Genomic DNA, 25,060 nt, shown 5'->3' on the forward strand with positions numbered 1-25,060 from the left:
TTACCTTTAACTGAGGTTTAATTGTATTAAGCCATGCGTGTTCCCCCTAATAAACTTTGCTCCCTCCTGATTTACCTGTTGGTTTCGCCGCTGATGATTTTAAGCAGCAAAGCCCAGCAACCTCTTTTTAAAACCCTTAGCTCGCAGCAAACCAATATTCATTTCTCGAATAATATTAACGAGACCGAAAATTTGAATATACTCTCTTACGAATATTTTTACAATGGCGGCGGCGTAGCGGTAGGTGATATTAATAACGATGGCCTTGAAGATATTTACTTTACAGGCAACATGGTTCCCAACAAGCTTTATCTCAACCTTGGGAACATGAAATTTAAAGACATCACAAAGTCTGCCGGTAAAGGACTTGAAGGCAAGCCCGGATGGAAAACCGGTGTTACCATGGCCGATGTAAACGGCGATGGTTTTATAGATATTTATGTTTGCTACTCCGGCAAAACAGATCCGGACAATCGCCGTAACCAGCTCTTTATCAATAACGGCAACGGCACTTTTACCGAAAAAGCCAAAGAATACGGATTAGATGATCCGGGATACAGCACACAGGCTGCCTTTTTTGACTTTGACAATGACGGCGATCTAGACATGATGCTGCTGAACCATAACGTTAAAAAAATTGATAATATGGAGCTGGCCAACTACCGTAACCAAACGGATCAATACGCCAGCAACAAACTATTTAGAAACGACAACAACCACTTTACAGATATATCCAAACAGGCCGGAATTATACAAAACCCGCTTACGTTTGGGCTGGGTATTGCCATAGCCGATGTTAACAAAGATGGCTGGCAGGATATTTACGTTACCAACGATTATAACGAGCCTGACTATTTATACATCAACAACCATGACGGTACCTTTACAGAATCTTCCCAGAAGTACTTCAGGCATATGTCGCATTTCTCTATGGGGGTTGACATTGCCGATATTAACAATGATGGTTTGCCGGATGTATTGTCGCTCGACATGCTTCCGCCTGATAATCATCGCCAGAAATCATTACAGCTGGAAGAAAATTACGAGGCTTTTGAGTTGATGCAAAACCAGGGCCTTTATAAGCAGTATATGCGTAATATGCTGCAATTAAATAATGGTGATAATACTTTCAGTGAGATTGGCCAGTTGGCAGGCGTAGCTGCAACGGATTGGAGTTGGTGCCCGTTAATTGCCGATTTTGACAACGATGGCTACAAAGATATCTTCATTTCCAACGGTTACTTCAGGGATTACACCAATAAGGATTTCTTACGTTATTGGGGTGATTATAAGATCAAAAAGGCAATGGCGCGCGAGCCGTTCCAGCTTATGGATCTGGTTATGGCCATGCCATCTACCAAATTGCCGAATTATATCTTTAAAAATAATGGCAACCTTACTTTCTCTAATAAACAAACAGATTGGGGGATTGATAACGCGGCTGTATCAGGCGGCGCTACGTATGCCGATTTAGATAATGATGGTGACCTTGACCTTATCGTCAATAATATTGACGAAGAGCCTTCGATCTATCAGAACATGAGCCGTGAGAACAACAACAGTTCTTTCATCAGTGTTCAACTCAAAGGGAAAGACAAAAACCCTTATGCACTTGGCGCCAAGGTCTATCTTAATAACCAAGGAAAACAACAGTACCAGGAGGTAAATGGTACGCGTGGCTATCTGTGCAGTACGTCTACGGTGTTAAACTTTGGTTTAGGCAATCAAAAATCTATCGACTCAATATTGGTGATCTGGCCCGACCAGAAAAAGCAGATATTAAAAGATGTAAAAGCCAACCAAAGGCTGGTGATAGATTATCATCCGGAAGGAACTTATCAGTCAGCTTTAACAAAAACAGCTACCATATTTACTAAAATCCAGCCACCTATTGCTTATAAACCGCAGGAAAATATCATCAATGATTTCAAAAGGCAATTGCTGATGCTGTTTATGTATTCAAAGGTTTCACCGGTTATCGTACAGGCTGATGTAAACAAAGACGGACTTGAAGACCTGTTTGTATCAGGAGATAGCGAATCTCCTGGCAGGATTTACACTCAACAAAAAGACGGAACTTTCCAGTTTTTTGAATTACCGGGCGGCAAGCAAACATCAACTAATGCAGCTGCATTATTTTTTGATGCCAATGGTGATGGCTATCCCGACCTGTATTTAGCCAAAGGTGGTTGCGCACTTTATGAAAGCAATACCGCCGATCTGCAAGACCAGCTTTATATCAACAACGGCAAAGGCTACTTTAACCTGGCGCCTCCCCTGCCATCGGTAAATGCCAGCAGTAAATCATGCGTGCGCGCCTGTGATGTTGATGGTGATGGCGACCTCGACCTCTTTGTTGGAGGAAGGGTAATTCCCGGCCAGTATCCATTAGCCCCTAAAAGTTACTTGCTGCTCAATAATGGCAAAGGCAGTTTTACAATTGCAGATGCGCCATTCTCAAATGCAGGTATGATTACCGATGCGCAATGGGCAGATGTAAATAAAGATGGCCGCAAGGACCTGATCCTGTGCGGTGAGATGATGCCTATTAAAGTTTATATCAATACTACACAGGGTTTTGCTGATCAAAGCGCCCAATACTTTGACCAGGCTCAAAGCGGTTTATGGTTTACCTTAAATGTTACAGATGTTGACGGCGACGGCAACCCGGACATTGTAGCCGGAAACATGGGGCTTAACTCTCCTATCCGTGCGTCTGCACAAGAACCTGCTGAACTTTACTTTGCCGACTTTGACAACAACGGCTCTATTGATCCTTTCTTTAACTTTTATGTGCAAGGCAGCAGCTACCCATTTGTAAGCCGCGATGAACTAAACGATCAGATATACCCGATGCGCAGAAAATTCGGTTCATATAAAGCGTATGCAGATGTTTCTATGAAGGACATCTTCAATCCTGAAGAACTGGGCAAAGCAGGAAAACTAACAGCAAATACCATTAAAACGAGTTGCTTTATAATGCGCAACAATAAATTTCAGGAAGTGGCATTACCAATGCAGGCGCAATTTTCTGTAGTGACACAGGTTTTAGCAAAAGACTTTAACCACGATGGCAAAACTGATTTGCTATTGTTAGGCAATCACAGCGACAACCGTTTAAAGTTAGGCAGCACCGATGCCAATTACGGATGTTTACTAACTGGTGACGGCAAAGGCAACTACACTTACATGGGCCAGCCTGCCAGTGGATTATCTATAACAGGCGATGTAAAATCAGCCACTGAAATAAAAATTAAAGGAAGCAAATACCTTGTAATAGGCATTGCTAACGAACCATTACAATTTTACAAAGAGAACTAATGAAAAGATTAGTCTTACTATTTATATCCTGCTTATCATTTACAGCATCATTTGCCGGCAAAAAGCAAGTACCAGCTTATTTGGAACTTCAACAGCCTGTAAATGCCATTAATCTGGTAATGATTCATGATGTGATTAGCCCACCGGTTGCGGCACGCTACTATGCTTATGCCATGTTAAGTGCCTACCAACTTGTTGCCAAAAACGACAAGGAGATGGTGAAACCGGCAGCATTTATTAAAAGCTTTCCTGAAATAAAACCACCGGCAGTAAAAAGCTATGACCACCGGATAGCGGCAGTGTACGCCATATATGAAACTGCCAAGAATATGCTGCCTTCGGGTTTTATGCTGCAGGACGACGAAAATGCATTCACAAAGCAACTGCTTAAAAACAAGATCAAGCAGCAGGATATAGACAACGCCTTACAGGCTGCGGTTAATGTATCGTCTCAAATTATAGGGTTTTCAAAAATTGACAACTACAGCAAGCTAAGTGCAAAGCTTAGATATACGCCTAAGAAAGGCGAGCAGTACTGGTATCCTACCCCGCCTGCATATATGGAAGCTGTGGAACCGCATTGGAACTCCATAAGGCCACTGATTGCCGACTCTGCCGGCCAGTTTAAACCAAAGCCGCCTGTTGAATTTAGCAAAGATACCACCAGCCGCTTTTATGCATTGGCAAAGGAGGTAATTAACGTCTCGGCAAATCTTACACCCGAGCAAACCAACATCGCCGATTTTTGGGACTGCAACCCTTTTGCAGTGACTACATCCGGCCACATGGCTATCGGTTTTAAAAAAATCAGCCCGGGAGGCCACTGGATGAACATAGGTACTTTAGCTGTTAAGCAGGCTAACCTTAATTTTGACCAGTCGGTATTGGTCATTACCTCTGAAGCAATTACCATGATGGATGCTTTTATCTGTTGCTGGGACGAAAAATACCTGGTTAACCGCATACGCCCTGAGACTTATATCAACAGGTATATGGATATTACCTGGAAACCGCATTTACAAACCCCGCCATTCCCGGAATATACCAGCGGGCATGCCATCGTATCCAATTCATGCGCTACGGTGCTGACCTTTTTACTTGGTGATCATTTCGCGTATACAGACGATACAGAGGTTCCTTTTGGTGTAGGCCCCAGATCATTCACTTCATTTATGCAGGCCGCATCAGAGGCTTCGGTATCCCGCCTCTATGGTGGCATCCACTATCGTGATAGTATCGACGAAGGCAATAAGCAGGGCGTTGCCGCCGGAAATTATATTGTGGCGAGGTTAAAGCAAGCCGGCGTGAAGCCGGTCGTTAATTGATCTGATATAAATATTATAAAGCAAAAAAGTCCGGAGGTTTTACCTGCCGGACTTTTTTATGGAATCGAATGCTATTTATATTTTGATTAGGATTTCTTACCTATTGCTAAGTCTCTCTCCTTTGGAGAGGATTGAGGTGAGGCAGTAGCCATTTAGTTTTATTTATCCTACCAGAAGATAGAATAAAGCGCTACGATAATGCCACAAACAATGATAGCACCTGCGGTAAATGCACGGTTGGTTTTAAACATGCTGGCATCTACTTCAAGGCCGTGTGATCGGTCGCCGCGTGCGTTTTCAATAAACGATATAATGATCATACCCAAAACGCAGATCAGGAACACAAATCCCATACGGTCAAGGAACGGTATCTCGTAAACACCTTGATCATTTGCTTTTGAAAACCCTGTTGAAGCAAGGAATTTCAGGTTGGCAAACTGCGGTAAAAATTTAAATACAACTGATAATATAAAGCCGCCTACCGCACTGAATACCGCTGCGCTTGAAGTAGTGCGTTTCCAAAAGAAACCTAACAGGAACATGGCGAATATACCCGGAGATACGAAGCCTGTATATTCCTGTATGTATTGGAAACCCCCTTTTTTATCGATACCCAGGAAAGGAGAAATAATAATACCAAGTATCATTGCTACTACTACGGCTATCTTTCCAACCACTACCAGGTTTTTATCGGCAGCATCCGGCTTGATTGCTTTTTTGTAGATATCCAGTGTAAATATGGTAGCAATCGAATTGGCCTTCCCGGCAAGCGAAGCCACAACTGCTGCTGTTAAAGCCGCAAAAGATAATCCTTTTAATCCCGCTGGCAACAGGTTCAATAATACTGGGTATGCCCTGTCAGGGTTTACTTCGCCACCCTGAATCAAATCCTGGTGAAACATATTCTGCTTATAGAGTACATAAGCCGCAATACCAGGCAATACCACTATTACAGGCATTAAAAGCTTTAAAAATGCAGCAAACAAGATACCACCGCGGGCAGTTTTAAGGTTGGCGCCTAACGCGCGTTGTGTGATGTACTGGTTACAGCCCCAATAGTTAAGGTTTACAATCCACATACCGCCAATCAGTACGGTTAATCCTGGAAGGTCCATATAATTGGCATTATCCTTTTTCAGGATCATGTGGAAATGATCATTAGCCTGCTGTGTCATCAGTTTTAAACCGGCAAACACGCCCTGCTGACCAAAGTGGGTGGCTACCAGGTTAAGTGCGATATAGGTGGTAACCAAACCGCCCAATATGAGGAAGAACACCTGGATTACGTCTGTAAAACCGATTACCTTCATACCACCTAAAGTGATAATGATGGCAAATATGGCCAGTCCCCATATACATACCTGGAAGTTGATACCTGAAATTGAATTTACGGCAAGCGCACCTAAGTATAAAATTGAAGTAAGGTTTACTACAATGTATAACAACAGCCAGAATATCGCCATAATCATGGCCACCGTACCATTGTACCGCTGCGAGAGGAATTGCGGCATGGTAAATATCTTATTCTTCAGGTAAACCGGGATGAAGAATATCGCCACAATCATTAACGTAGCAGCGGCCATCCACTCGTAGGTAGAAATAGCAAGGCCCATTTTAAAGCCCGAACCACTCATACCGATCATTTGCTCGGCAGAGATATTGGAAGCGATAAGCGAAGCACCGATAGCCCACCAGGTAAGCGACCCTTCAGCTAAGAAATAGTCTTTTGAGGTAGCGTCGGCATTGCGTTTACGGCGATATACCCAAAAACCATAGGATGCTACAATGACGAAGTAAATGAGGAATACGATATAATCCAGATTGGATAAACTTTTCATTAATGTAAGATTGGTTAGGTTAATTTATTGTGTAAATGATTTACTTGATTGGCGGATTGAAAATGGGCTGATACCATTACTTTTTCATAAGCGGTATCTGCAACAGGAACTTTTAAGGATAAAGCCCCAATATCAACACTGGGTAAAAACATAATTTAGGGTTAATTTAATTGGCTCTACAATATCGAAGTATTCTGCATTAAACCCAAATGATTATTCATGTTATATGTATATTTTACATTTATAGATCGCCGTGCATAAAAAATGCGATAAGGAATCCCTTACCGCATTAAGTTTATAAGCATATTAACAAAGCCTTATTTTCCCCAGTCTTTATTGGGTTTAGGGCCCATCTCTAACTCAAGTACCCCTCCCAATGTTAGCTGCTCATGAGTGAACCACGGCGTATTCAGTGGCTGGCCGTTTAGTTTAGCGCTTTGTATGTATTTGTTAATCGCCGAGCAATTGTTGGCAATCAGCTTAAACTGCTTACCGTTCGGCAGATCAAGCGTTACTTTGCTGAACACAGGGCTACCTATTGTATAAACCGGCAGCCCCGGAGTAACCGGATAGAAACCCATTGATGAGAACACTACAAAGGCCGACATGCCGCCGCCATCCTCATCACCTGGTATGCCGAAGATGTTGTCTTTATACCAGACATCAAGCAGGAACCTGATCCGCTTCTGTGTCTTCCACGGCGAATCGGTAAAATTGTACAGGTAAGGGATATGGAAGCTTGGTTCGTTACCCATAGAATATTGCCCTACTAAACCCGTAGCATCCGGAAATTTAGCCTGAAACTCATACTTACTGCGCCCAAGCGGTTCGCGGAACAATTGGTCAAGTCTGTTTTCAAATGCCTGCTTACCGCCCATTAAAGTTTGCAAGCCTTTAATATCATGTTGCACCTGCCATAAGTAAGTCCAGCCGTTGTTTTCATCGTAATAATCCCTGCCGCCCATACCACCGTCAAACTTAGGGTCAATCTTTATCCAATCACCCTTGCTGTCTTTAGGCATAAACATCTGCATGTTATTGTCCCAAAGGTTCTTGTAATTATTAGCACGTACGCTGAATGCCTGGTAATCTTTATTCTTACCCAGATCCTTGGCAAATTCGGCAAGCGCCCAATCATCAAAGCTGGCACCCAGGGTAACTGCAACCGCCTGGCGTTTTTCGAATGGGTGCACTTCCGGTACGGTCTCCTTTTCGCCCGGATGCAATGCCGGGAAATATCCTTTCTGATAGTAGAAATCATCAAGGCTGGTTTTAGGGCCGTTTCTCCACGGCAACATGGTTGCCTGTGTAGCATTTTTGTACATCCCTTTATAAGCCTCTTCCGCATTGAACGACCTTATCCCCTTACGGTAATCGTCCAAGATCATAATACTGGAGTGAAAGCCATTCATACAGGCATGATCACCATAAATCACCGGGAAGGTAGGTACCCAGCCGCCCTGCTGGTACATGGTTACATAAGAGTTGACCATATCCCCTTCCATTTCCGGGTTAAGTATTGCCCTTAACGGATGCAATGCCAAATAGGTATCCCAAGTCCAGTCGTCGGTATAAAATGGGCGCTGCGTAGTATGAATCTTATTATCGAAACCGCTGTAATATTTATGGTCTTCGGTAATGTCCACCATGCGCTCGTTACAACGGTAATAAGCAGTATAGAATGAACGTCTTTGTGCTTCGGTACCGCCCTCTACTTTGATTTTATCAAACACATTTGCCCATGCCTTTTCTGCTGCGTCTTTTATAGAGTTAAACGTTTTACCTTTAACCTCTTCATTAAAATTTGCCTGGGCTTGCTGCTGGCTTACGAAGGAAATAGCATAACGCAGTTCGATCATGTTTGAACCCTGTGCCGGGAACGTGATATACTCGCCAATTTTGCTGCCTTGCATCGCGGCTGAATCTATAAGCAGGCCATTGCGCATGGCACCTGCTTTGCCTGTTTGGCTAAACTCGCCATATACATAAACCTTTATATTATCATGATAGGTCTCATAACCGGTCATGATATTTCCACTAACATTAAATGCACCCGGAGCATCATTATATTGCCCAAAGAGCAGGCTTTTAGCAGTAGCCTCTTTCGGGAAAGTGAACCGGTAAATACCTGCCTTTTTTCCGGGCGTAAATTCAACCGTGATATCCTCATCAATCAGATAAGTTGAATAATACCACGGGCGGGTAACTTCCAGATCATGATCCCAGGTTTGTTTTTGACGCCATGCAGCAGCACTCACCGTTTTTGTAAATGGCTTAACACCAAACACCTCGCCCTGCCGGTGAGAAACTATGGTAAGCGGAAAACTTGAGATCTGATCATCGATATAATTAGCCCTTTGCGGATACATCCTGATCACTTGGTTAGGCAACTGAACGGTTGGGCGTGTTGGCTCCAGCAACTGACCAACGTTACCGATACGCGGATCAATATACTTCAGGTTACCGCTGCCCGAATTATCATTTGTAGCCTGTGCATTGGCGACCGAAAGCGTTGCACTAAATAGAAAGGTAAAGGATAAAAGTTTTTTAATACTCATAAGGTAAATATTGGCCGGAAGTGGGTGATGCTTTTATACTGTAAAGAAAGCACATGCAAGCCAATATTTAAATTAACAGCACTAAATTGTTACTGACAAAACAGTGAAATTAAAAAGCCGGACAGCTTGTGGCATATCCGGCTTGGGTCAGTTAGTAGATAATTTAATTCTTCGTTACTTAAACTTCAAATTCATGGTAACTATATTCGAGCTTAGGTCTGTTGAGCGGACATAATGCCCGTACCTGATCTCTAACATACTCAAATGCCGCCATCCAAAAACGCCCTTCGGCGGCGTCATCCTGAAACCGGCGCCAAAGAAGCTGCTATGTAGGTCAGACAGATCATAGTCGCTGGTGAAATAATGATCGGCTGCATTATGCTGTCCATAAGGCGCAAAGTAGCGTGTACCCTGCTGCGTGCTGTAACGGTAATACGGGCTTACAGACACAAACGATGTCAGTTTTATAGGCACCTCTATCTCTGCTGTATGCGCGCGTATGCCCCAGTTATCCATATAATAGCGATAATAGGTGCGGATGATATAATGATCATCCAGGAAATAATTTAACCGCATTGATATCGGCAGCTTATAACGCTGCCCCGGCAGGTTTTCTGCACGTTCAGACCCATCTGTAAAATAATCGCGCTGGTAACGGGTAGAAAGTAAGCCGTGCTGATAAGATGGCTCGACCGTGAACAGGGCCTGCAAACGGGTATTAATTACCTGCGAAACAGAGAATGACGAACTGAACGAGTTTCTTGGCGCAGATTCTTCCGGACCATGCCGCGGGTCAAACACCAGGCCGGGATAAGCGGCGGCTCTTAGCTCAATAGGTAAAATCACCTTCCAGGTATCTAAAAATGCCTGCAGGTGCATATCAAACTGCGTGTTTTTATTGTGCGATACCCGAGTAAGGTTAAATGCAGCTCCAAAAGACTGGTAATCATATTCGTGCGAGTAAGAACCTGTAAACCCGTAAGCATTGCCTGTTTGCTCGTTAGAGCGTGTCCAGCTAAAGGATGGATAGATCCGGGTATCCTGCATTGATGCAGACGAGATGGTTGAAGGGTCTATCTTATCAGATGATGCCGAGGTATAGTGGTCTACGCCCAGTTCAAACAAAAAGGTGTTCTTTCGCCCGCGCTTGTTGTAGTTTGACAATTGCACATCAAAGGTATTGGCAAAGTCAGTCAGCCGTTCTGTACCTATACCACCCGTAACGGCAGAATGGTTACCATCCTGATGATAATAAGCAGATACAAAGTTGATCTCGTCAATGGTTAGTTTACGTGCGTGGTAAGCAGAGCTATCTGTTTTAGCTACCGGTGCAGGTGTGGTTTGCGCATGAGAAGCCAGGATGCCCATAAAAAGCATGGCTACATTCAAATATATTTTTCTCATTTTATTTAAGCCCGATTAATTACAACCACAACCACCACCGCTTTTGCCACCATTGGCACCAGATGCCCCCTCGCGGTAAAGCTGAAAGCTCTGTTCAAACTTCTGCGCATTACGCGCCCTCAGCTCCATTTCTGCATCGTTCAGCCGGTTCTTCTGGTACGGCTTAACCGTCATGCACGAAGCCAATGTGCTGCATAGTACCAGGCCTAAAAAAGCCAGTACATTGTTTTTATTGCAACCTTTTATCATACCTATTGATGTAAATTAATATTTGTGGAAGTGTGTAACTGATCGTTGTCATCTACAATAAGGCATGCAATGCCCTTGAGCTGATTAATCAGATCTAAGCCTACCCGTACCCCCATTACAGTTACAGGTGTGGCCAGCGCATCAGCCAGCTCGGCACTTGGGCAGATAACGCTTACACTTTTTATCCCCGTAACCGGCATACCCGTATGCGGATCAATGGTGTGCGAATACTTTTTGCCGTCTATCACCACATATTTCTCATAATTGCCAGAGGTGGCTATGGCCATATTGCTGATATTAAGCTTAGAGAAGTAAGGCACCTTTCGGTTAGGATCGGCAATGGCAATGGTCCAGGGTTTACCGCCGGGCTGCATGCCCCAGGTAACCAGGTCGCCCGCGGCATTTACAATACCGCTTGCCACACCTGCCTGCTGCAATATTTGTTTGGCTTTATCGGCAGCGTAACCCTTGCCAATGCCACCGAAGCCAATACGCATGCCCTTTTCTTTGAGATATACCGTACTGTTCTCTTTATCAAGTTCAATGTTGCGGTAATTGATCAGCCTCACTGCCTCCTTTGCCACTTCAGGGTCGGGCAGCTGCTTCATGTTCTGGTCAAAGTTCCACAGGCTTTTGTCAATTGATCCGTAAGTAATATCGAAGGCCCCTTGTGTAAGGTGTGAGATATTTACAGACCGCTCTATCAGGTTGAAAACTTCAGCATCAACCTTTACAGGTTTTACACGTGCATTGCTGTTTACCTGATTAGTTTGGCTGGCATCTTTAAAGGTGGTCAGCAATGCCTCTATACGCCTGATCTCGGCAATGGCTTTATCTATACAATCATCAGCATATGCTTCATCATCGGCTACCACCGTTATTTCAAAGTGGTTGCCCATCAGGCGTAAGCCACGTTTGTAGCTTTTTTGTTGAGCGGTTGCCACCATATTATTTGCTGTGACCGGATGCATCAACCTGTGCAATAAATTGTGCGGTAGTTTCATCAGGAAAACCATCCCATGATCTTAACACTTTGCCGTTCTCATCAACCAGCAATGTATACGGGAATTTCCCATCAGGATTATAAACATCAGCCAGTGCCTCGTTTCTCTTTACCTGGTCTTTAGGCAACTGATTTTTCTTTTGCCGCGGAAAATCGGCTCTAACCAACACCAAATGGTCTTTGGCGTAAGTTTCAAACTCATCAGATTCCAGGATTTCCTTTCGCAAACGGATACATGGTCCGCACCAGTCAGAACCTGAAAAGTTAATTAGTATTAATTTATGCGATTGCTGGGCATCTTTTTTTGCCTCATCAAAATTTCCAGACCAGATCAGTTGTCCGGTCATAAAAAGGGTCAATAGTAGTAGTTTCATCCTAACTCATTTATAAATTTCAAACGCGTTGCTCAATGCAGGATGTGATAGGTTGGATACGGATTAACCTATATCTATTTTAAAGGTAGATTTGAATTCTGAAGAGAATTTGAAGCGTGTTACAATGTTGTTACACATGGTCGCGGTACCCGCCGTTGATCATATCTGATACAATACCTGGGTTTCTGTCGCGCTCTGCCAAAATAACACCAACTATGTGTACTACGATAAATGCGATTACTGCATACATTAAAGCGCCATGCACTTCTTTGATCTGATGCGCAACCGGTTTTGGCAAACCTAACTGATCTTCAAAAAACAGCAAACACCCGGTTATGGCCATCACAATAAGTACAATGTAAAAGCCAACGTACATGAGCTTTACCACTAATTCGTGCCTTGCCAGCTGCCTTTCCTCGCCACCTGCTTTAAGACCGATTCGCGCAAGGCTTATTTTCTTGAATAACGATTGCGACACAGGCTGTACCAGCTCATATATAATGCGGTAAATTAAAAGCGCTGCAAGGATCAGGCCTATGTAGCCATGTACATTCCAAACCTGGTCGCCTAATTCATGTGCAATACCTTTAGACAATTGAGCTGAAACCACTGCCCCGTTTTTGGCTGCCTCACTGGTAATTACTTTTGAAGTATTAGACCTGTCAAGCAGCGTACTGTTAAGCAGCACGGTAATTAACGAGCCTGATATCACCAAAGCATTAAGCCAATGCCATAAGCGTATGCCGCGAGGATACTTTTTAACTTCTGACGGTTCTAAGGGATTTTGTTTTACAGGTTCGATGATGGCCATAATGCACAGATTGTTTAGCGTAAACCTATATTAAAACTTTGAAGAAAAGCTGAAGCACTATTTCAACAGATTATCTTCAATATTTCTTTTTAATTTTCGGGTATGAAAATTCTGATCGTTGAGGATGAAGCCGATCTAATGTCGGCAATGAAGGATTACCTTACTTCAGAAGGCAATGTCTGCGAAACGGCAGCAACATTTGACTCAGCCTATCAGAAAATTTCCATTTATGATTATGATTGCATTTTACTGGACCTGATGCTGCCCGATGGCAATGGTTTTCAGTTATTAAAACACCTCAAATCATTAGACAAAAGTGATGGCGTGGTGATTATATCTGCACGCAACGCCCTTGACGACCGCATAACCGGCTTTAACATGGGTGCAGACGATTACCTGATTAAGCCATTCCACCTGTCAGAGCTTAATGCCCGCATTGCCGCTGTAACACGCCGTAAAAACAACCAGCATTCTACCATCGTCACCTTTAACGAAATAAAAATAGACCTGCTGGCTAAAACCGTGAATGTGAATAATCACGAATTGCATTTCACACGCAAAGAATACGATTTGCTGCTTTACTTTATTTATAACAAAGGCAAAGCGATATCAAAAAGCGCTGCCGCCGAGCACCTTTGGGGCGATGATGCCGATATGGCCGACAGCTTTGATTTTATTTATACCCACATAAAAAATATCCGTAAAAAACTGGCTGATGCCGGGGCAAAAGATTATTTTCATTCTGTTTATGGGTTAGGTTACCGTTTTTCAGAATCATGAAACTATTTGCCAAATACAACCGCATTTTATTGTTGCTGCTGCTTGCCGGTTTGCTGGCCATAGGCACATCCTTTTACTATACGTTAAGTTACTTCTTAAATGCCAAGATAGACGAGGGGCTTAGGGAAGAGCTGATGGAAGTAAACGATTACATGCATGTTAAAAACATTACCCCTGCACCATCTGATGATGACAACCTGGTAGTTGAATATAAACCTGCATTAAGAGCTTCGGGTAAGCGGTTTTACAAGGACACTACGTTTTACAATCCGCGGAAAAAGATCACTGAAAATGCCAGGTATTTAAAAACATCCATTGTCATTAATAATAAGCCGGTACAGGTACTGATCTTAAACTCAAAATCGGCGCAATCACGCGAAGTACAATGGATCTTTGCTGCCATTATCATTCCTGTTATTATCATATTCGGTTTATTAGCTTTAATTAACCGTTACCTGCTATTAAAACTATGGTCGCCATTTGACCAGATATTGAAACACATCAGGGCGCTGGATCTAAACCACGGAAGTTATAAAGATACCGTGACGGATGTAGAAGAATTCAGGCAGTTAAATGAATCGGTTAAGCAAATGACCAGGCGGATTGAAGGCGATTTCAGGGAAGTGAAATTATTTACTGAAAATGCCTCGCATGAGATGATGACACCTTTAGCCATTATCAACTCCAAGCTGGATACCCTGCTACAATCGGATACCCTGGCCGAAAAAGACAGCAGGGCATTGCGCGACCTTTACAAAGCAACTACCCGGTTAAACAAGATTAATCAGTCGCTGCTGCTACTGGTTAAAATAGACCATGATCTGTTAGGAGAACAGGAATGGCTCGACCTGAGTAAGCTGATTGGCCAAAAGATTGAAAATTTCCAGGAACTGATCTTACAACGCAACCTGAGTTTAAGTTTTGATACGGATCATTGCAGGATAATGGGCAACAAGTACCTGATTGATATTTTACTCAACAACCTGTTCAGCAACGCCATCAGGCATAATGTAGAAGGCGGACAGATAAGCATTAAAGTAAGCCATGGACTGCTTTCATTTGAAAATACAGGCTTGCCTACACCACTGGCAGAAGCGCACATTTTTGAACGTTTCTACAAAGACCCTTCTTCAGAAGGTATAGGCCTTGGACTTGCCATTATGAAACAGATCTGTAACAAGCAGGATTGCACGCTAAGGTATTACTTTAAATCGCCCATGCACGGATTTGATATCGGCTTTAAAACGGTTGAAGCTAAGCAATGTGAGTACCAAATAGATAGCCTATCAGCGCCGTTGTAGCCATAGCAATTGTACCCCAGAAACATATTTTTAATACCCCTGCCCAAATCGGCGAACCACCTGTACGGGCAGCTACAGCACCAAGCATCATCAGGAAAATGATAGAGCCGGTGTATTGCCATACGATCATGCCGGGCAAAGGCGCAAAAATGGAGACTATAAGCGGCAGTAAAGCACCCACCAGGAAGGAAGCAAACGATGCAAGCGCAGCTTGCAAGGGTTTGGCTGCCGAAATCTCGGTCATACCCAATTCATCACGCAGGTGAGCCTCCAAAGCATCATGCTCAGTAAGTGCAATAGCCACCTGCGATGCCAGCTCGTCAGAAAGGCCCCTATTTTTATAGATCAGGGTAAGCTCCTTCAACTCTTCTTCGGGCATATCCCTCAGTTCGGCTTTCTCCCGCTGAATATCGGCTTTCTCAGTTTCCTCCTGCGAACTTACAGATACATACTCACCCGCGGCCATTGACATGGCGCCAGCAATAAGTCCGGACAAAGCAGTTAAAATGATCGTATTTCTTTCATGCGTAGCAGCAGCTACACCAATTACCAAACTGGTGGTTGACAAAATGCCATCATTAGCGCCAAGCACACCAGCCCTTAACCAGCCCACACGATTAATAAAATGCCTTTCGTTATCGTTGTTATTCATTGTGATGAAATAGATTTAACTGCCTTGCTAAATATACCCATTTAAAGTTCCATACTAAAACTTAGCCCGGCAGCGCCATTCTGATAAGAGGGCATTAAGATCGAACTTGTTTTAGGTTGCTTTTTCAATTCCTCCGGTACATCCTTATTATGTTCTTCGCGTCGACTTTTTTTAGTGAGGTGATTACGCAGATAAGGATATACAAGATATGCCGTTTTTGTAGCCAGAATACCCACACCGGCACCCGCTACCACATCACTAAGCCAATGGTCCTGGTGATAAATCCTGAAGATGCCGGTAGTAGTGGCAAACCCATAACCGATAACGCCATACCATGCCGATTTTCCGCTTAACTCCTGCGACATAAACTCGGCTTCGGCAAAAGCATTGGCGGTATGTCCTGAAGGAAAGGAATACCTGTCGGCTCCGTTTGGCCGCGTTCTGTGGGTAGCATGCTTAACAGAAAACACAAACAAGCTGCTCATGGCTTCTGACAAACCTAAGAGAATAGTACGATCTAAAAACGTGTTTTTACCATGCACGCCTACCAGGTTAAGGCCATACGTAAGAACGACAGGGGCATATTGAAAATAATTTTCTAAGTGCGAGTTAGTGACAATATCGTGCTGATAAGCCTCATTATAAACATAACGATCTAAGCGCCGCTGTGGTTTCAGGTAAAAGGAGCTTATACCATACCCAATCATTACGGCCGGCGGAATCAGTGTCCACTTCCTGGTTTTTAAATGTGGTACGGTATCCGGTACCGTGGTCAGATCTTTTTTTAAAGTATCTGCCACGTTTACTTTACTGGTATCGTTTTGCGCAACACACCTTAACGAAACCACACATAATATTACAAATAGCCAGCTTTTCATGATACCAATAAAGCCTGCTAATTACACAAACAATCTGTAGCAATTTTGAAGTGTGGCATAACTTGGCATTACTTATAAAACAGATCATTAAAAGTGGAAACTTTTAATCAAATTCCTCGTATATTCAAAAAAATCAGAGTAGTGCCTTTAAGAGAATTAGAGCGTATAGCTGCAGTTAACCGCTTTCTGAGGCTGGAGATCAGCAGGGAGAAAGAGCTGCAGGAAATTGTGGAACTGGCAGCCAGAATCTGCCAGACACCTACTGCGTTGATCACGCTGATCAATGAAGATACGCAGTATATTAAATTCAAGATCGGTTTCAGGCCGGATACCACCTCACGGGCAGATGCCTTTTGTAACCATGTGATTGAGCAGGAACATGTAATGATGGTGCGCGATGCACTTTTAGATGATCGTTTTGCAAACAATCCGTTGGTATTAGGCGATCCGGATATCCGGTTTTACGCAGGTGCACCATTAACAACCCGCGACGGATTGAATTTAGGCAGCCTGTGCGTTATAGATCAAAAACCCAATGAGCTGAATGAACTTCAGCAGCAAATACTTGCAGGTTTATCTAAACAGGTCATACAGTTATTGGAATTTGAAAGCAGTGTATCCATACTTAAAGAACAATATATCACAGCTAAACGCTCAGAAATTGAACTTCGTTCCTTTTTTGAGAGCTCTATTGATTGCCATATGCTGCTGGGTAAAAATTTCGAACTGCTGGCTTTTAACAAAGCTGTGGAAAGGATGATCTTAAATGCGTACAACAAAGTTTTGGTGCGGGGAACTGAAATGGGGCAGTATGTTAACCCTAAGTTTAGAGACGATTTTTACAATAATTATCTAAAAGCACTGAAAGGGACAGCCGCATTTGAACAAAGGAAGATCAACTACGGGAACCGGGATATCTGGTGGGTAATAAAATATGAACCAGCCTTTGACCCAGATGGTGAAATAATCGGCGTTTCGGTTAATTCATCTGATGTGACCGCAAGGGTTGAACATGAGAACACAGTTAATGTTCAAAACCAGTCTTTACAAGAAATCGCCTTTATCCAGTCGCACGAGTTACGCCGTCCGGTTGCTTCGATTATTGGTTTAATAGACCTTTTAAAGGACGACGAAAGGGTGAATGATATTGAAGAACTAAAACTGATGGAGAAAGCCGTACATGAGCTGGACGAAAAGATCCGCCTGGTGGTCAACTATACTTCAGATCCTGAAAACAATCAATCCAAAGTTTAAATTTTTTTTTCAAGCATCATAATATCATATTACTGCAATATCAAAAGCAACATTATTGCAATTGATGAATTTAGGTTTATGTTTGTCGATGCAAATCACGGCAACATATAATCTGAATTATTTATGGAATCAAATCATATTTTTGACGTAATCATCATAGGTGGCAGCTACGCGGGGCTTTCAGCAGCAATGGCATTAGGCCGTTCTTTGCGTAAGGTGCTAATTATTGATAGTGGCAATCCGTGCAATAAGCAAACGCCTCATTCACACAACTTTTTGACACAGGACGGATCCCCCCCGTATGAAATCTCTGCTATAGCCAAAAAACAAGTTGAAAATTATCCAACAGTCAGCTTTCATAACGGCTCAGCTGTTAGCGGAAAACGATCAGGTGACTATTTTGAAATAAGCACAGATAATGGAGAAAGCTTTAACGGTAAAAAACTGCTTTTTGCAAGTGGCATAACAGATATTATGCCCAATATCAAAGGGTTTTCTGAATGCTGGGGTATTACCGTCATACACTGCCCATATTGTCATGGATACGAGTTCAGGGGGCAGCAAACAGCTGTTTTAGCAAATGGTGACCGGGCATTTCATATTGCTTCGTTAGTTAAAAATCTAACCGACCAGATTACCATTTTCACTTCTGGCGATGTGTCTTTTACCGACGATCAACTGAAACGCCTGAACGATAACCAAATAAATATTGTAACTACTGCCTTAATCGAGATAGCACATAACAAAGGACATCTTGAACATCTTGTGTTAGCAGATGGCAGTAAACATCATTTTACGGCTGCTTATGCTTCGCTTCCGTTTAGACAAAGCTCAGATATTCCAATGTCGCTTGGTTGCGAACTAACGGAACAAGGCTACTTAAAAGTAGATCTTTTGCAAAAAACTACAACTGATGGTGTTTTTGCCTGCGGCGACAATGCTGTGATGATGCGCTCTGTTGCTAACGCAGTATACAGCGGCAATATGGCAGGTGCAGCTATCAATAAAGAATTAACTGATGCATCTTTTTAACATCATTCAGCATTTTAGCATTACCTGAGATTTAGCTACAACAAACCAAGGTTTGGTTACATGCCCCATTCTTACATGCCTGACCTTTGTATTATTAATTTAATACAATGACACAGGAAACAAAGCAATCAGAAAAAGTATGGTTCGTAACCGGAGCATCTAAAGGCCTTGGAGCAGACCTTGTTCAGCGCCTGTTATCTGAAGGATATAAGGTAGCTGCTACCTCAAGAAAGAAACAAGCGCTTATTGATCTTGTTGGAGAGCAGGAAAACTTTCTACCGCTAAACATGGACGTAACAAGCGACCCGGACGTTAAAAAGGCTATTGAAGAGGTTATTGAGAAATTCGGCCGTATAGATGTTGTGGTAAACAATGCCGGTTACAGCCAGATTGGTGCGGTTGAAGAACTAAGCGCCGAAGAGGTACAACGCAATTTTGATGTTAACGTGTTCGGGCCGTTACACGTGATACGCCATGCCGCACCTTACCTGCGCAAGCAAGATTCTGGTCATATCTTCAACATCGCTTCTATCGGTGGTTTTGTAGGCAACTTCCCTGCATTTGGCATTTATTGCTCAACAAAGTTCGCTATGGCGGGATATACCGAATCGCTTGCCGTTGAACTGGCACCGTTCGGGGTGCATACCACCCTGGTCTATCCGGGCTATTTCCGCACTAACTTTTTAGAGAAAGATTCGGCAATGGTTCCAGCTAATCCTATTGAGGCTTATGCCAATGCCCGTGCGGTAGAAGAGCAGCATCTTAACGAGATCAACGGGCACCAACCTAACGATCCAAAAAAGGCAGCTGCAGTATTTATAGAACTCAGCAAACAAGAGCAGCCCCCGGTGCATTTTTTTATGGGTATTGATACTGCTCCTTTTGTAAAAGACAAGATCAGGATCATTGAGCAGTCGCTTGAGGATAACAAACAACTGGCAGAGTCAACCGCAATAGAAGCATAATGAAAACTATTGAAGAAACCGAAGCGTACATTGGTATGTGGGTTACTGCAGATGGTTTTGTACGCCAGGAGCTACGTCCCAACAACCGGTATGACGAAGCACGGGGAAGCCGGAAAAGCGCATACCAGGGCAGCTATTGGGTAACCGGAAATCATATAGATTATAAAGACGATACTGGTTTTACCGCCGACGGCGAATTTCGTGATGGGATATTATACCATGGCGGCATGATTTTTCATAAAGAGATATAAGTAAATTTGGTTATGAGTAACACATTCCGTTTTCGTACGCTACAGGATCTGCACGCCTACTACGGGTTGCCTAAACCGGAGCACCCGCTCATTAGTGTGATTGACTACAGTAAGGTGAAATATCCTGAAGATATTCAGGATTTAAAATGGATGCAGGACTTTTACCTTTTTGCACTGAAACGGAATGTGCATGCCAAATTTAATTATGGACACCAGCCTTATGATTTTGACTCGGGCGTGCTCTCCTTTTTTGCACCACAGCAGCTATTGCATGTAGAGATTAAAACAGATGTACAGGTTAACCAAACCGGCTGGCTTTTACTGCTCCATCCCGATTTTTTGTGGAATACGCCACTGGCTGCGCAGATCAAGAATTACGAGTTCTTTCAGTACAAGGTAAACGAGGCGCTGTTTCTATCTAAAAAAGAAGAAGCAACCATTGCTGAAATATTCCAGAAAATTGAAAAGGAATACCAATCTAACATGGACAGGTTCAGCCAATCGCTGATCATTAATCAGTTGGAATACCTGCTCATTTATGCCGACAGATTCTACAACCGGCAGTTCCTTACGCGCAAAATCACCAATCACCAGATACTGAATAAACTTGAGCTGTTAATGAATGATTATTTTGCGGATGACAATCTTGTAAATAAAGGCATACCCACGGTAATGTCTGTAGCTAATCAGCTTAACATTTCTGCTAACTACCTCAGTACGCTTTTAAAAGTACTTACCGGGCAAAGCACACAGCACTTTATTCATGACAAACTGATTGAGAAGGCAAAAGAAAAACTATCTGCTACTGATCTGTCTGTCTCTGAAATTGCTTACGGATTGGGTTTCGAGCATTCGCAGTCGTTCAGCAAATTATTTAAAGCAAAAACCAATCTATCGCCAATTGAGTTCAGGCAGGCCTACAATTGATAAGTTCCTATCTTTAAAATAACAAATGCCCCGGTAAATACCAGGGCATTTCTATGATACATTACTGCAATTAGTGCCTTCTTTCTTCATGCGGCTGCGGCCTTGCCATATGTGGCTGTTGCATACGTGGGGCCTGCATATGCTGAGGTTGCATATGAGGTTGTTGCATATGCGGCTGCTGCATGGCATGCATGTGCTGCTGTTGCATATTGTTTTGAGGCGCATGGTTACCCGGCTGTGGCTGGTTCATGCTGTTATGATAAGCATCCGGGCTTTTGATCTGGTTATTCCTGTTGTTTACGTCCATTGCATTCGCATGCACCTGGTTAGCATTAGCGCCATTTGATCTCGGATCGTTTGCATTACCATTAAACCTTGGATTATTTCCGTTTCTGCCCATTGGTTGACCAGCGTTTTGCTGTGACCTTGGGCCATTATCAGCACCACGAAACTGTGTACCACCTACCCTGTTTACAGCAGCCCTCTCCGGACGGCCGCCGTTGTTTTTGAAAAACTGGCTACGATCCTGCATCGCATGATTTTGATGCGTAGTTTGCTCGGCTGTTGGCTGTATATGCTGTTCGCGCATGGCGGCCATTTCTTCCGGGCGTGGCCTCGCCTGAACGCCGCCTTGTCCGCCGTTAAAGCTTACGCGGTTATTATTTATAACCGTGTTGTGCACGTTCACGGTTTCATCTACATAGGTATTATGTACTACAGTTTTGTTTACGTTAACTACGGCAGTGTTGTAACGGAAATGATCGCCAGACCAGCCCCCACCAACGAAACCTGTACCGCAGTAGCCGTAACCATAGTTAATACCACCGTAGAAACCTACATGTGCGCCCCAGTAACCTGCATGGAATCCATAAACACCACCTGTATATCCCCAGTAAGCTGGTGTCCACAGTAATCCGGGACGAGGCGGTGCCATCCAGACACCGGGTACCCAGTAATAATCCTGCAGGTCATCGCTCCAAGCCCAATAACCCGGAACCCATAAATAACCATCAGTCGGGCATGGCGGCTGCGTATACACAGGTAGCGGCGGTGGCGCAACATGTGCCGAAATACTAATACCAATACTTACCTGCGCAAATATATTTGAGGTAGCAAATAACATAATTAAGGCTACTAAGCCTGTTTTTAGTGACTTCTTCATAGATTAATTGTTTAACATCATACGCTATGGACAATACTTAATTATCAAAGTTCAATTAGAATTGCATTAGAATTTCAGTAGCCAACGTCTGCTTAGGTCAAAGCATATCGCCAACAATTTATTTCCGGCGGCTGTTATATAAGGCGGATAATTTTAAAGCGAAATGAATACAGATAATAAAGCGATACTAATAAAAGCCAACCGGTTGATAAGCGCAGGTGACAATGAAGGCTTTTTAGCCTTCTGTACAGAAGATACTACCTGGGAGTTTGTGGGCGACAGGATTTTAAACGGCAAGCAAGCCGTACGCGAGTACATGGCCGAAGCATACACAGAGCCGCCAATATTTAATGTAGAACATTTAATAGCCGAAGGCGAATACCTGACAGCAATTGGCAAAATCAGCATGAAAGACAATACCGGGAAACTGATAAATTATGCCTATTGTGATGTTTGGAGATTTGACAATGGAAAACTTGCAGAACTGAAAGCATTTGTGGTGGAGATCATTCCATAACTTATTGATGACTGATTACATGAAGCTATCGTAAAATATATAGAAGTAATTTATGCTATTATTATAACTATTAAGTATATTTTAATCAGTTAAAAAAAGAACATATCTTTGGAAAAAATCAACTGCAACGTTTGATTTTTCCAAAGTTCTACATTACTATGAAAAAAAAACATTCTTACTACTGGTGCCTCTTTTAAATTATTTTCACTAATCAAGCGTCTGATTTACATACTTAAAACAGTCTACTATATGATTCCAAACTACATGGTGTTGTATATCTGTAGAGTATATACTACAATCCAATATTAAAATGACAATAATCATCTAATGAATAAAACTGAAGACATTAGTTATTCTAACTCTCATGAAATTAGCTTAAAAGTATTAATTCTTAAACTTGCTGATTTATGGAAATATCTATTATCTAAATGGATTTTAATATTATTTGTAGCTGCAATTGGAGGCATTTTAGGAATTACCTATAGCCTTTTTAAAAAACCCGTTTATAAAGCTGAATTAAGTTTCGCATTAGAAGACGATAAATCTTCTGGTGGTTTAGGAAATGCATTGGGCTTAGCTAGTCAATTCGGAATTGATCTTGGAGGTACAGGTGGAGGTGCGTTTACTGGTGACAATTTGTTAATGTTAATGAAGTCCCGATCAATGGTCGAAAGCACTTTATTAACCCCTGTAAAAATTAATGGAAAAACCCAAACCCTTGCTGATTATTATATAGCATTTAACAACTTACGTAAAAGCTGGAACGATAGTCCAACCTTAAAAAAAATTCAATATCCCCCAGGTGCCAATCGGGCACAGTTTACCTTACAACAAGATAGTATTTTGGGCAGTATTTACAAACAGCTGACCGAACGAAACCTGTCAGTAGATAAAGTGGATAAAAAGTTAAGCATTATAACTGTAGATGTAGTTTCTACTAACGAATTGTTCTCAAAGCTTTTTACAGAAATACTTGTAAAAACAGTATCTGATTTTTATATCAACACAAAAACAAAAAAATCAGTACAGAACGTAGAAATATTGCAAAAACAAACAGACTCAGTAAGGCGAGAATTAAATGCAGCTATAACAGGAGTTGCATCATTGATTGATTTAAATCCTAATGCCAATCCGGCTAAACAGATATTAAGAGCACCTTCTCAGCGAAGGCAAGTTGACATCCAGGCTAATCAAGCTATATTGACACAACTAGTAGCAAACTTAGAATTGGCAAGAGTATCTTTGCGAAAAGAAACGCCCCTTATACAAATAATCGATCAACCAATTTTGCCCTTGGAAAAAGAAAGACTAGGTAAATTAAAGGGCCTTATATTAGGTGGCTTTATTGCTGGATTTCTGGTGACTGCTTACCTGGTAGTTAAATATATTTACAAGAAGATAATGTATTGAGATGCTCTATTACACACTTAAAGTAATCGAAAAGCGTGAAGAGACTAATGATACTGTGTCATTGGTTTTCAAGCAACCCGGGCTAAAAAAAGTCAAATATGAAGCTGGGCAATACCTCACGCTAATATTTCGCATAAATGGACGCCGCTATATCCGCCCTTATTCATTTTCTTCTGCACCTGGTGTAGATTCTAATATAGAAATAACAGTTAAAAGAGTGCCTGGAGGTATTGTTTCAAATCATATTATTGACAAGGTACAAGTAAATGATTTAATAGAGACAATGGAGCCATTAGGCGACTTTACATTTAATAATGAATACATAAACAACAATTCACATGTTGTATTGTGGGGAGCAGGAAGTGGTATTACACCTTTAATTTCGTTAGCAAAATATGCCTTGCATATTAAAACCGTAGCTCACATAACGCTTGTTTATGGTAACCGCAGTGCAGAAAGTGTAATTTTTAACGACACAATACACAAATTAAAAGCTTTATATCCCAGTACTTTTTTAACATGGCATTTTTATACGCAGCTATATGTAGAAAATGAAAACCCTTATACCATTAAAGGTAGAATTGATGCGCGTGAAGTATTGGCCGTAATAGGTAAAGAGAAAAAGCTAAATCAAACTTTTCATTACATTTGCGGACCGATAGGTTTAAAAGAATCAGTAAAAAAAGCACTCCTTGAGGCAGGAGTAGATGAATCCAAGATCTTTTCCGAAGACTTTCAAATAGAACGCAACCCTGCTGACTTTAATGATATTGTAACCAGAAACATAGTTTTAGAAAAATCTGGTCAATCACACGAAATTGAGGTTGTTAAAGGCAAAAGCATCTTAGAAGCGGGACTCGATGCATCGTTAGAACTTACATATTCCTGCCAAACAGGCACATGCAAGGTATGTAAAGCAAGAATTAAAAAGGGAAAGGTAAAAATGATTGGAATGAAATTAAAGGAAGAAGAATTGCAAACATACGAATGCCTTATGTGTTGTAGCTTTCCTATAACTGAGGGCGTAGAACTAGCTATTGATTAAATT

The 25,060-nt window shown here is 42.3% G+C and carries 23 protein-coding genes; 12 read left to right on the forward strand and 11 right to left on the reverse strand.

Going from position 1 to position 25,060, the window contains the following annotated elements; all coding sequences use genetic code 11:
* The first annotated feature begins 33 nt into the window (after nucleotides 1-33).
* Together PQ461_RS17240 and PQ461_RS17245 are read left to right on the forward strand one after the other, a co-directional pair.
* Complete coding sequence (locus tag PQ461_RS17240) at nucleotides 34-3,321, forward strand: VCBS repeat-containing protein (RefSeq protein ID WP_274206779.1); 3,288 nt, start codon at nucleotides 34-36, stop codon at nucleotides 3,319-3,321.
* Nucleotides 3,321-4,646 carry a vanadium-dependent haloperoxidase gene (locus PQ461_RS17245; RefSeq protein WP_274206780.1) on the forward strand — a complete coding sequence of 442 codons (1,326 nt, stop codon included), beginning with the start codon at nucleotides 3,321-3,323 and terminating at the stop codon, nucleotides 4,644-4,646. The genes PQ461_RS17240 and PQ461_RS17245 overlap by 1 nt, the downstream gene beginning before the upstream one ends.
* Before the next feature lie 167 nt (nucleotides 4,647-4,813).
* Here the strand turns inward: PQ461_RS17245 and PQ461_RS17250 are convergent, their stop codons facing one another.
* The 8 genes from PQ461_RS17250 to PQ461_RS17285 form a co-directional block, all read right to left on the reverse strand.
* A complete protein-coding gene (locus tag PQ461_RS17250) occupies nucleotides 4,814-6,484 on the reverse strand; it encodes a sodium/sugar symporter (RefSeq protein ID WP_274206781.1) in 1,671 nt (556 codons plus the stop codon).
* A gap of 14 nt (nucleotides 6,485-6,498) precedes the next feature.
* Nucleotides 6,499-6,636: a hypothetical protein gene (locus PQ461_RS17255; RefSeq protein ID WP_274206782.1), complete on the reverse strand. Its 138-nt coding sequence runs from the start codon at nucleotides 6,634-6,636 to the stop codon at nucleotides 6,499-6,501.
* 165 nt (nucleotides 6,637-6,801) lie between these two features.
* Nucleotides 6,802-9,042, reverse strand: a complete 2,241-nt coding sequence (locus PQ461_RS17260) for a GH92 family glycosyl hydrolase (protein WP_274206783.1) — start codon at nucleotides 9,040-9,042, stop codon at nucleotides 6,802-6,804.
* Nucleotides 9,043-9,216: 174 nt separating this feature from the next.
* Nucleotides 9,217-10,446, reverse strand: coding sequence for a DUF3570 domain-containing protein (locus PQ461_RS17265; RefSeq protein ID WP_274206784.1), 1,230 nt, complete (start codon nucleotides 10,444-10,446; stop codon nucleotides 9,217-9,219).
* A 15-nt stretch (nucleotides 10,447-10,461) separates the two neighbouring features.
* Entirely contained in the window at nucleotides 10,462-10,695 is a 234-nt protein-coding gene (locus PQ461_RS17270; protein ID WP_274206785.1) for a DUF4266 domain-containing protein, read from the reverse strand.
* Between the two features lie 2 nt (nucleotides 10,696-10,697).
* Entirely contained in the window at nucleotides 10,698-11,666 is a 969-nt protein-coding gene (locus PQ461_RS17275) for an FAD:protein FMN transferase (protein WP_274206786.1), read from the reverse strand.
* Nucleotides 11,644-12,072, reverse strand: a complete 429-nt coding sequence (locus PQ461_RS17280) for a thioredoxin family protein (RefSeq protein WP_274206787.1) — start codon at nucleotides 12,070-12,072, stop codon at nucleotides 11,644-11,646. Before PQ461_RS17280 ends, PQ461_RS17275 begins: the two co-directional genes overlap by 23 nt.
* 130 nt (nucleotides 12,073-12,202) lie before the next feature.
* Nucleotides 12,203-12,883, reverse strand: a complete 681-nt coding sequence (locus PQ461_RS17285) for a cytochrome b/b6 domain-containing protein (protein ID WP_274206788.1) — start codon at nucleotides 12,881-12,883, stop codon at nucleotides 12,203-12,205.
* A gap of 102 nt (nucleotides 12,884-12,985) precedes the next feature.
* Here PQ461_RS17285 and PQ461_RS17290 point away from each other — a divergent pair, with 102 nt between their 5' ends.
* Nucleotides 12,986-13,663 carry a response regulator transcription factor gene (locus tag PQ461_RS17290; protein WP_274206789.1) on the forward strand — a complete coding sequence of 226 codons (678 nt, stop codon included), beginning with the start codon at nucleotides 12,986-12,988 and terminating at the stop codon, nucleotides 13,661-13,663.
* On the forward strand, nucleotides 13,660-14,964 hold the full coding sequence (locus PQ461_RS17295; protein ID WP_274206790.1) for a sensor histidine kinase: 1,305 nt from the start codon (nucleotides 13,660-13,662) through the stop codon (nucleotides 14,962-14,964). The genes PQ461_RS17290 and PQ461_RS17295 overlap by 4 nt, the downstream gene beginning before the upstream one ends.
* On the opposite strand, the gene PQ461_RS17300 is transcribed toward PQ461_RS17295, so the two are convergent.
* Both PQ461_RS17300 and PQ461_RS17305 read right to left on the reverse strand, forming a co-directional pair.
* Nucleotides 14,918-15,616: a VIT1/CCC1 transporter family protein gene (locus PQ461_RS17300; protein WP_274206791.1), complete on the reverse strand. Its 699-nt coding sequence runs from the start codon at nucleotides 15,614-15,616 to the stop codon at nucleotides 14,918-14,920. The two genes, PQ461_RS17295 and PQ461_RS17300, sit on opposite strands and share 47 nt — an antisense overlap.
* Before the next feature lie 41 nt (nucleotides 15,617-15,657).
* On the reverse strand, nucleotides 15,658-16,494 hold the full coding sequence (locus tag PQ461_RS17305; RefSeq protein WP_274206792.1) for a phosphatase PAP2 family protein: 837 nt from the start codon (nucleotides 16,492-16,494) through the stop codon (nucleotides 15,658-15,660).
* A 141-nt stretch (nucleotides 16,495-16,635) separates the two neighbouring features.
* On the opposite strand from PQ461_RS17305, the gene PQ461_RS17310 reads away from it, so the two are divergent.
* The 5 genes from PQ461_RS17310 to PQ461_RS17330 all read left to right on the forward strand — a co-directional run bounded on the left by PQ461_RS17310 (nucleotide 16,636) and on the right by PQ461_RS17330 (nucleotide 20,923).
* Nucleotides 16,636-17,748, forward strand: a complete 1,113-nt coding sequence (locus tag PQ461_RS17310) for a GAF domain-containing protein (RefSeq protein WP_274206793.1) — start codon at nucleotides 16,636-16,638, stop codon at nucleotides 17,746-17,748.
* Between the two features lie 123 nt (nucleotides 17,749-17,871).
* Nucleotides 17,872-18,780, forward strand: coding sequence for an NAD(P)/FAD-dependent oxidoreductase (locus PQ461_RS17315; RefSeq protein ID WP_274206794.1), 909 nt, complete (start codon nucleotides 17,872-17,874; stop codon nucleotides 18,778-18,780).
* A 107-nt stretch (nucleotides 18,781-18,887) separates the two neighbouring features.
* Nucleotides 18,888-19,745, forward strand: a complete 858-nt coding sequence (locus PQ461_RS17320) for an SDR family oxidoreductase (RefSeq protein WP_274206795.1) — start codon at nucleotides 18,888-18,890, stop codon at nucleotides 19,743-19,745.
* Nucleotides 19,745-19,996: an Atu4866 domain-containing protein gene (locus tag PQ461_RS17325; protein WP_274206796.1), complete on the forward strand. Its 252-nt coding sequence runs from the start codon at nucleotides 19,745-19,747 to the stop codon at nucleotides 19,994-19,996. Before PQ461_RS17320 ends, PQ461_RS17325 begins: the two co-directional genes overlap by 1 nt.
* A 12-nt stretch (nucleotides 19,997-20,008) precedes the next feature.
* A complete protein-coding gene (locus tag PQ461_RS17330) occupies nucleotides 20,009-20,923 on the forward strand; it encodes a helix-turn-helix domain-containing protein (protein WP_274206797.1) in 915 nt (304 codons plus the stop codon).
* A gap of 70 nt (nucleotides 20,924-20,993) precedes the next feature.
* Here the strand turns inward: PQ461_RS17330 and PQ461_RS17335 are convergent, their stop codons facing one another.
* Nucleotides 20,994-22,085, reverse strand: a complete 1,092-nt coding sequence (locus PQ461_RS17335; RefSeq protein ID WP_274206798.1) for a YXWGXW repeat-containing protein — start codon at nucleotides 22,083-22,085, stop codon at nucleotides 20,994-20,996.
* Nucleotides 22,086-22,248: 163 nt separating this feature from the next.
* Between PQ461_RS17335 and PQ461_RS17340 the strand changes: the two genes are divergently transcribed.
* From PQ461_RS17340 to PQ461_RS17350, 3 genes are all read left to right on the forward strand, one after another.
* Complete coding sequence (locus PQ461_RS17340) at nucleotides 22,249-22,602, forward strand: nuclear transport factor 2 family protein (protein WP_274206799.1); 354 nt, start codon at nucleotides 22,249-22,251, stop codon at nucleotides 22,600-22,602.
* Nucleotides 22,603-22,929: 327 nt separating this feature from the next.
* On the forward strand, nucleotides 22,930-24,012 hold the full coding sequence (locus PQ461_RS17345; protein WP_274206800.1) for a Wzz/FepE/Etk N-terminal domain-containing protein: 1,083 nt from the start codon (nucleotides 22,930-22,932) through the stop codon (nucleotides 24,010-24,012).
* A gap of 1 nt (nucleotide 24,013) precedes the next feature.
* Entirely contained in the window at nucleotides 24,014-25,057 is a 1,044-nt protein-coding gene (locus PQ461_RS17350; RefSeq protein ID WP_274206801.1) for a ferredoxin--NADP reductase, read from the forward strand.
* Nucleotides 25,058-25,060 lie beyond the last annotated feature (3 nt).

The sequence above is a fragment of the Mucilaginibacter sp. KACC 22063 genome (assembly GCF_028736115.1).
Lineage (GTDB): Bacteria > Bacteroidota > Bacteroidia > Sphingobacteriales > Sphingobacteriaceae > Mucilaginibacter.

Bases quoted from the DNA above. Each gene is read 5' to 3' on its own strand.
- PQ461_RS17345 (WP_274206800.1), top strand. From the start codon at position 22,930: ATGAATAAAACTGAAGACATTAGTTATTCTAACTCTCATGAAATTAGC.
- PQ461_RS17350 (WP_274206801.1), top strand. From the start codon at position 24,014: ATGCTCTATTACACACTTAAAGTAATCGAAAAGCGTGAAGAGACTAAT.
- PQ461_RS17340 (WP_274206799.1), top strand. From the start codon at position 22,249: ATGAATACAGATAATAAAGCGATACTAATAAAAGCCAACCGGTTGATA.
- PQ461_RS17330 (WP_274206797.1), top strand. From the start codon at position 20,009: ATGAGTAACACATTCCGTTTTCGTACGCTACAGGATCTGCACGCCTAC.
- PQ461_RS17275 (WP_274206786.1), bottom strand. From the start codon at position 11,666: ATGCATCCGGTCACAGCAAATAATATGGTGGCAACCGCTCAACAAAAA.
- PQ461_RS17240 (WP_274206779.1), top strand. From the start codon at position 34: ATGCGTGTTCCCCCTAATAAACTTTGCTCCCTCCTGATTTACCTGTTG.
- PQ461_RS17295 (WP_274206790.1), top strand. From the start codon at position 13,660: ATGAAACTATTTGCCAAATACAACCGCATTTTATTGTTGCTGCTGCTT.
- PQ461_RS17245 (WP_274206780.1), top strand. From the start codon at position 3,321: ATGAAAAGATTAGTCTTACTATTTATATCCTGCTTATCATTTACAGCA.
- PQ461_RS17300 (WP_274206791.1), bottom strand. From the start codon at position 15,616: ATGAATAACAACGATAACGAAAGGCATTTTATTAATCGTGTGGGCTGG.
- PQ461_RS17325 (WP_274206796.1), top strand. From the start codon at position 19,745: ATGAAAACTATTGAAGAAACCGAAGCGTACATTGGTATGTGGGTTACT.
- PQ461_RS17270 (WP_274206785.1), bottom strand. From the start codon at position 10,695: ATGATAAAAGGTTGCAATAAAAACAATGTACTGGCTTTTTTAGGCCTG.
- PQ461_RS17250 (WP_274206781.1), bottom strand. From the start codon at position 6,484: ATGAAAAGTTTATCCAATCTGGATTATATCGTATTCCTCATTTACTTC.
- PQ461_RS17285 (WP_274206788.1), bottom strand. From the start codon at position 12,883: ATGGCCATCATCGAACCTGTAAAACAAAATCCCTTAGAACCGTCAGAA.
- PQ461_RS17315 (WP_274206794.1), top strand. From the start codon at position 17,872: ATGGAATCAAATCATATTTTTGACGTAATCATCATAGGTGGCAGCTAC.
- PQ461_RS17280 (WP_274206787.1), bottom strand. From the start codon at position 12,072: ATGAAACTACTACTATTGACCCTTTTTATGACCGGACAACTGATCTGG.
- PQ461_RS17260 (WP_274206783.1), bottom strand. From the start codon at position 9,042: ATGAGTATTAAAAAACTTTTATCCTTTACCTTTCTATTTAGTGCAACG.
- PQ461_RS17335 (WP_274206798.1), bottom strand. From the start codon at position 22,085: ATGAAGAAGTCACTAAAAACAGGCTTAGTAGCCTTAATTATGTTATTT.
- PQ461_RS17255 (WP_274206782.1), bottom strand. From the start codon at position 6,636: ATGTTTTTACCCAGTGTTGATATTGGGGCTTTATCCTTAAAAGTTCCT.
- PQ461_RS17290 (WP_274206789.1), top strand. From the start codon at position 12,986: ATGAAAATTCTGATCGTTGAGGATGAAGCCGATCTAATGTCGGCAATG.
- PQ461_RS17305 (WP_274206792.1), bottom strand. From the start codon at position 16,494: ATGAAAAGCTGGCTATTTGTAATATTATGTGTGGTTTCGTTAAGGTGT.
- PQ461_RS17320 (WP_274206795.1), top strand. From the start codon at position 18,888: ATGACACAGGAAACAAAGCAATCAGAAAAAGTATGGTTCGTAACCGGA.
- PQ461_RS17265 (WP_274206784.1), bottom strand. From the start codon at position 10,446: ATGAGAAAAATATATTTGAATGTAGCCATGCTTTTTATGGGCATCCTG.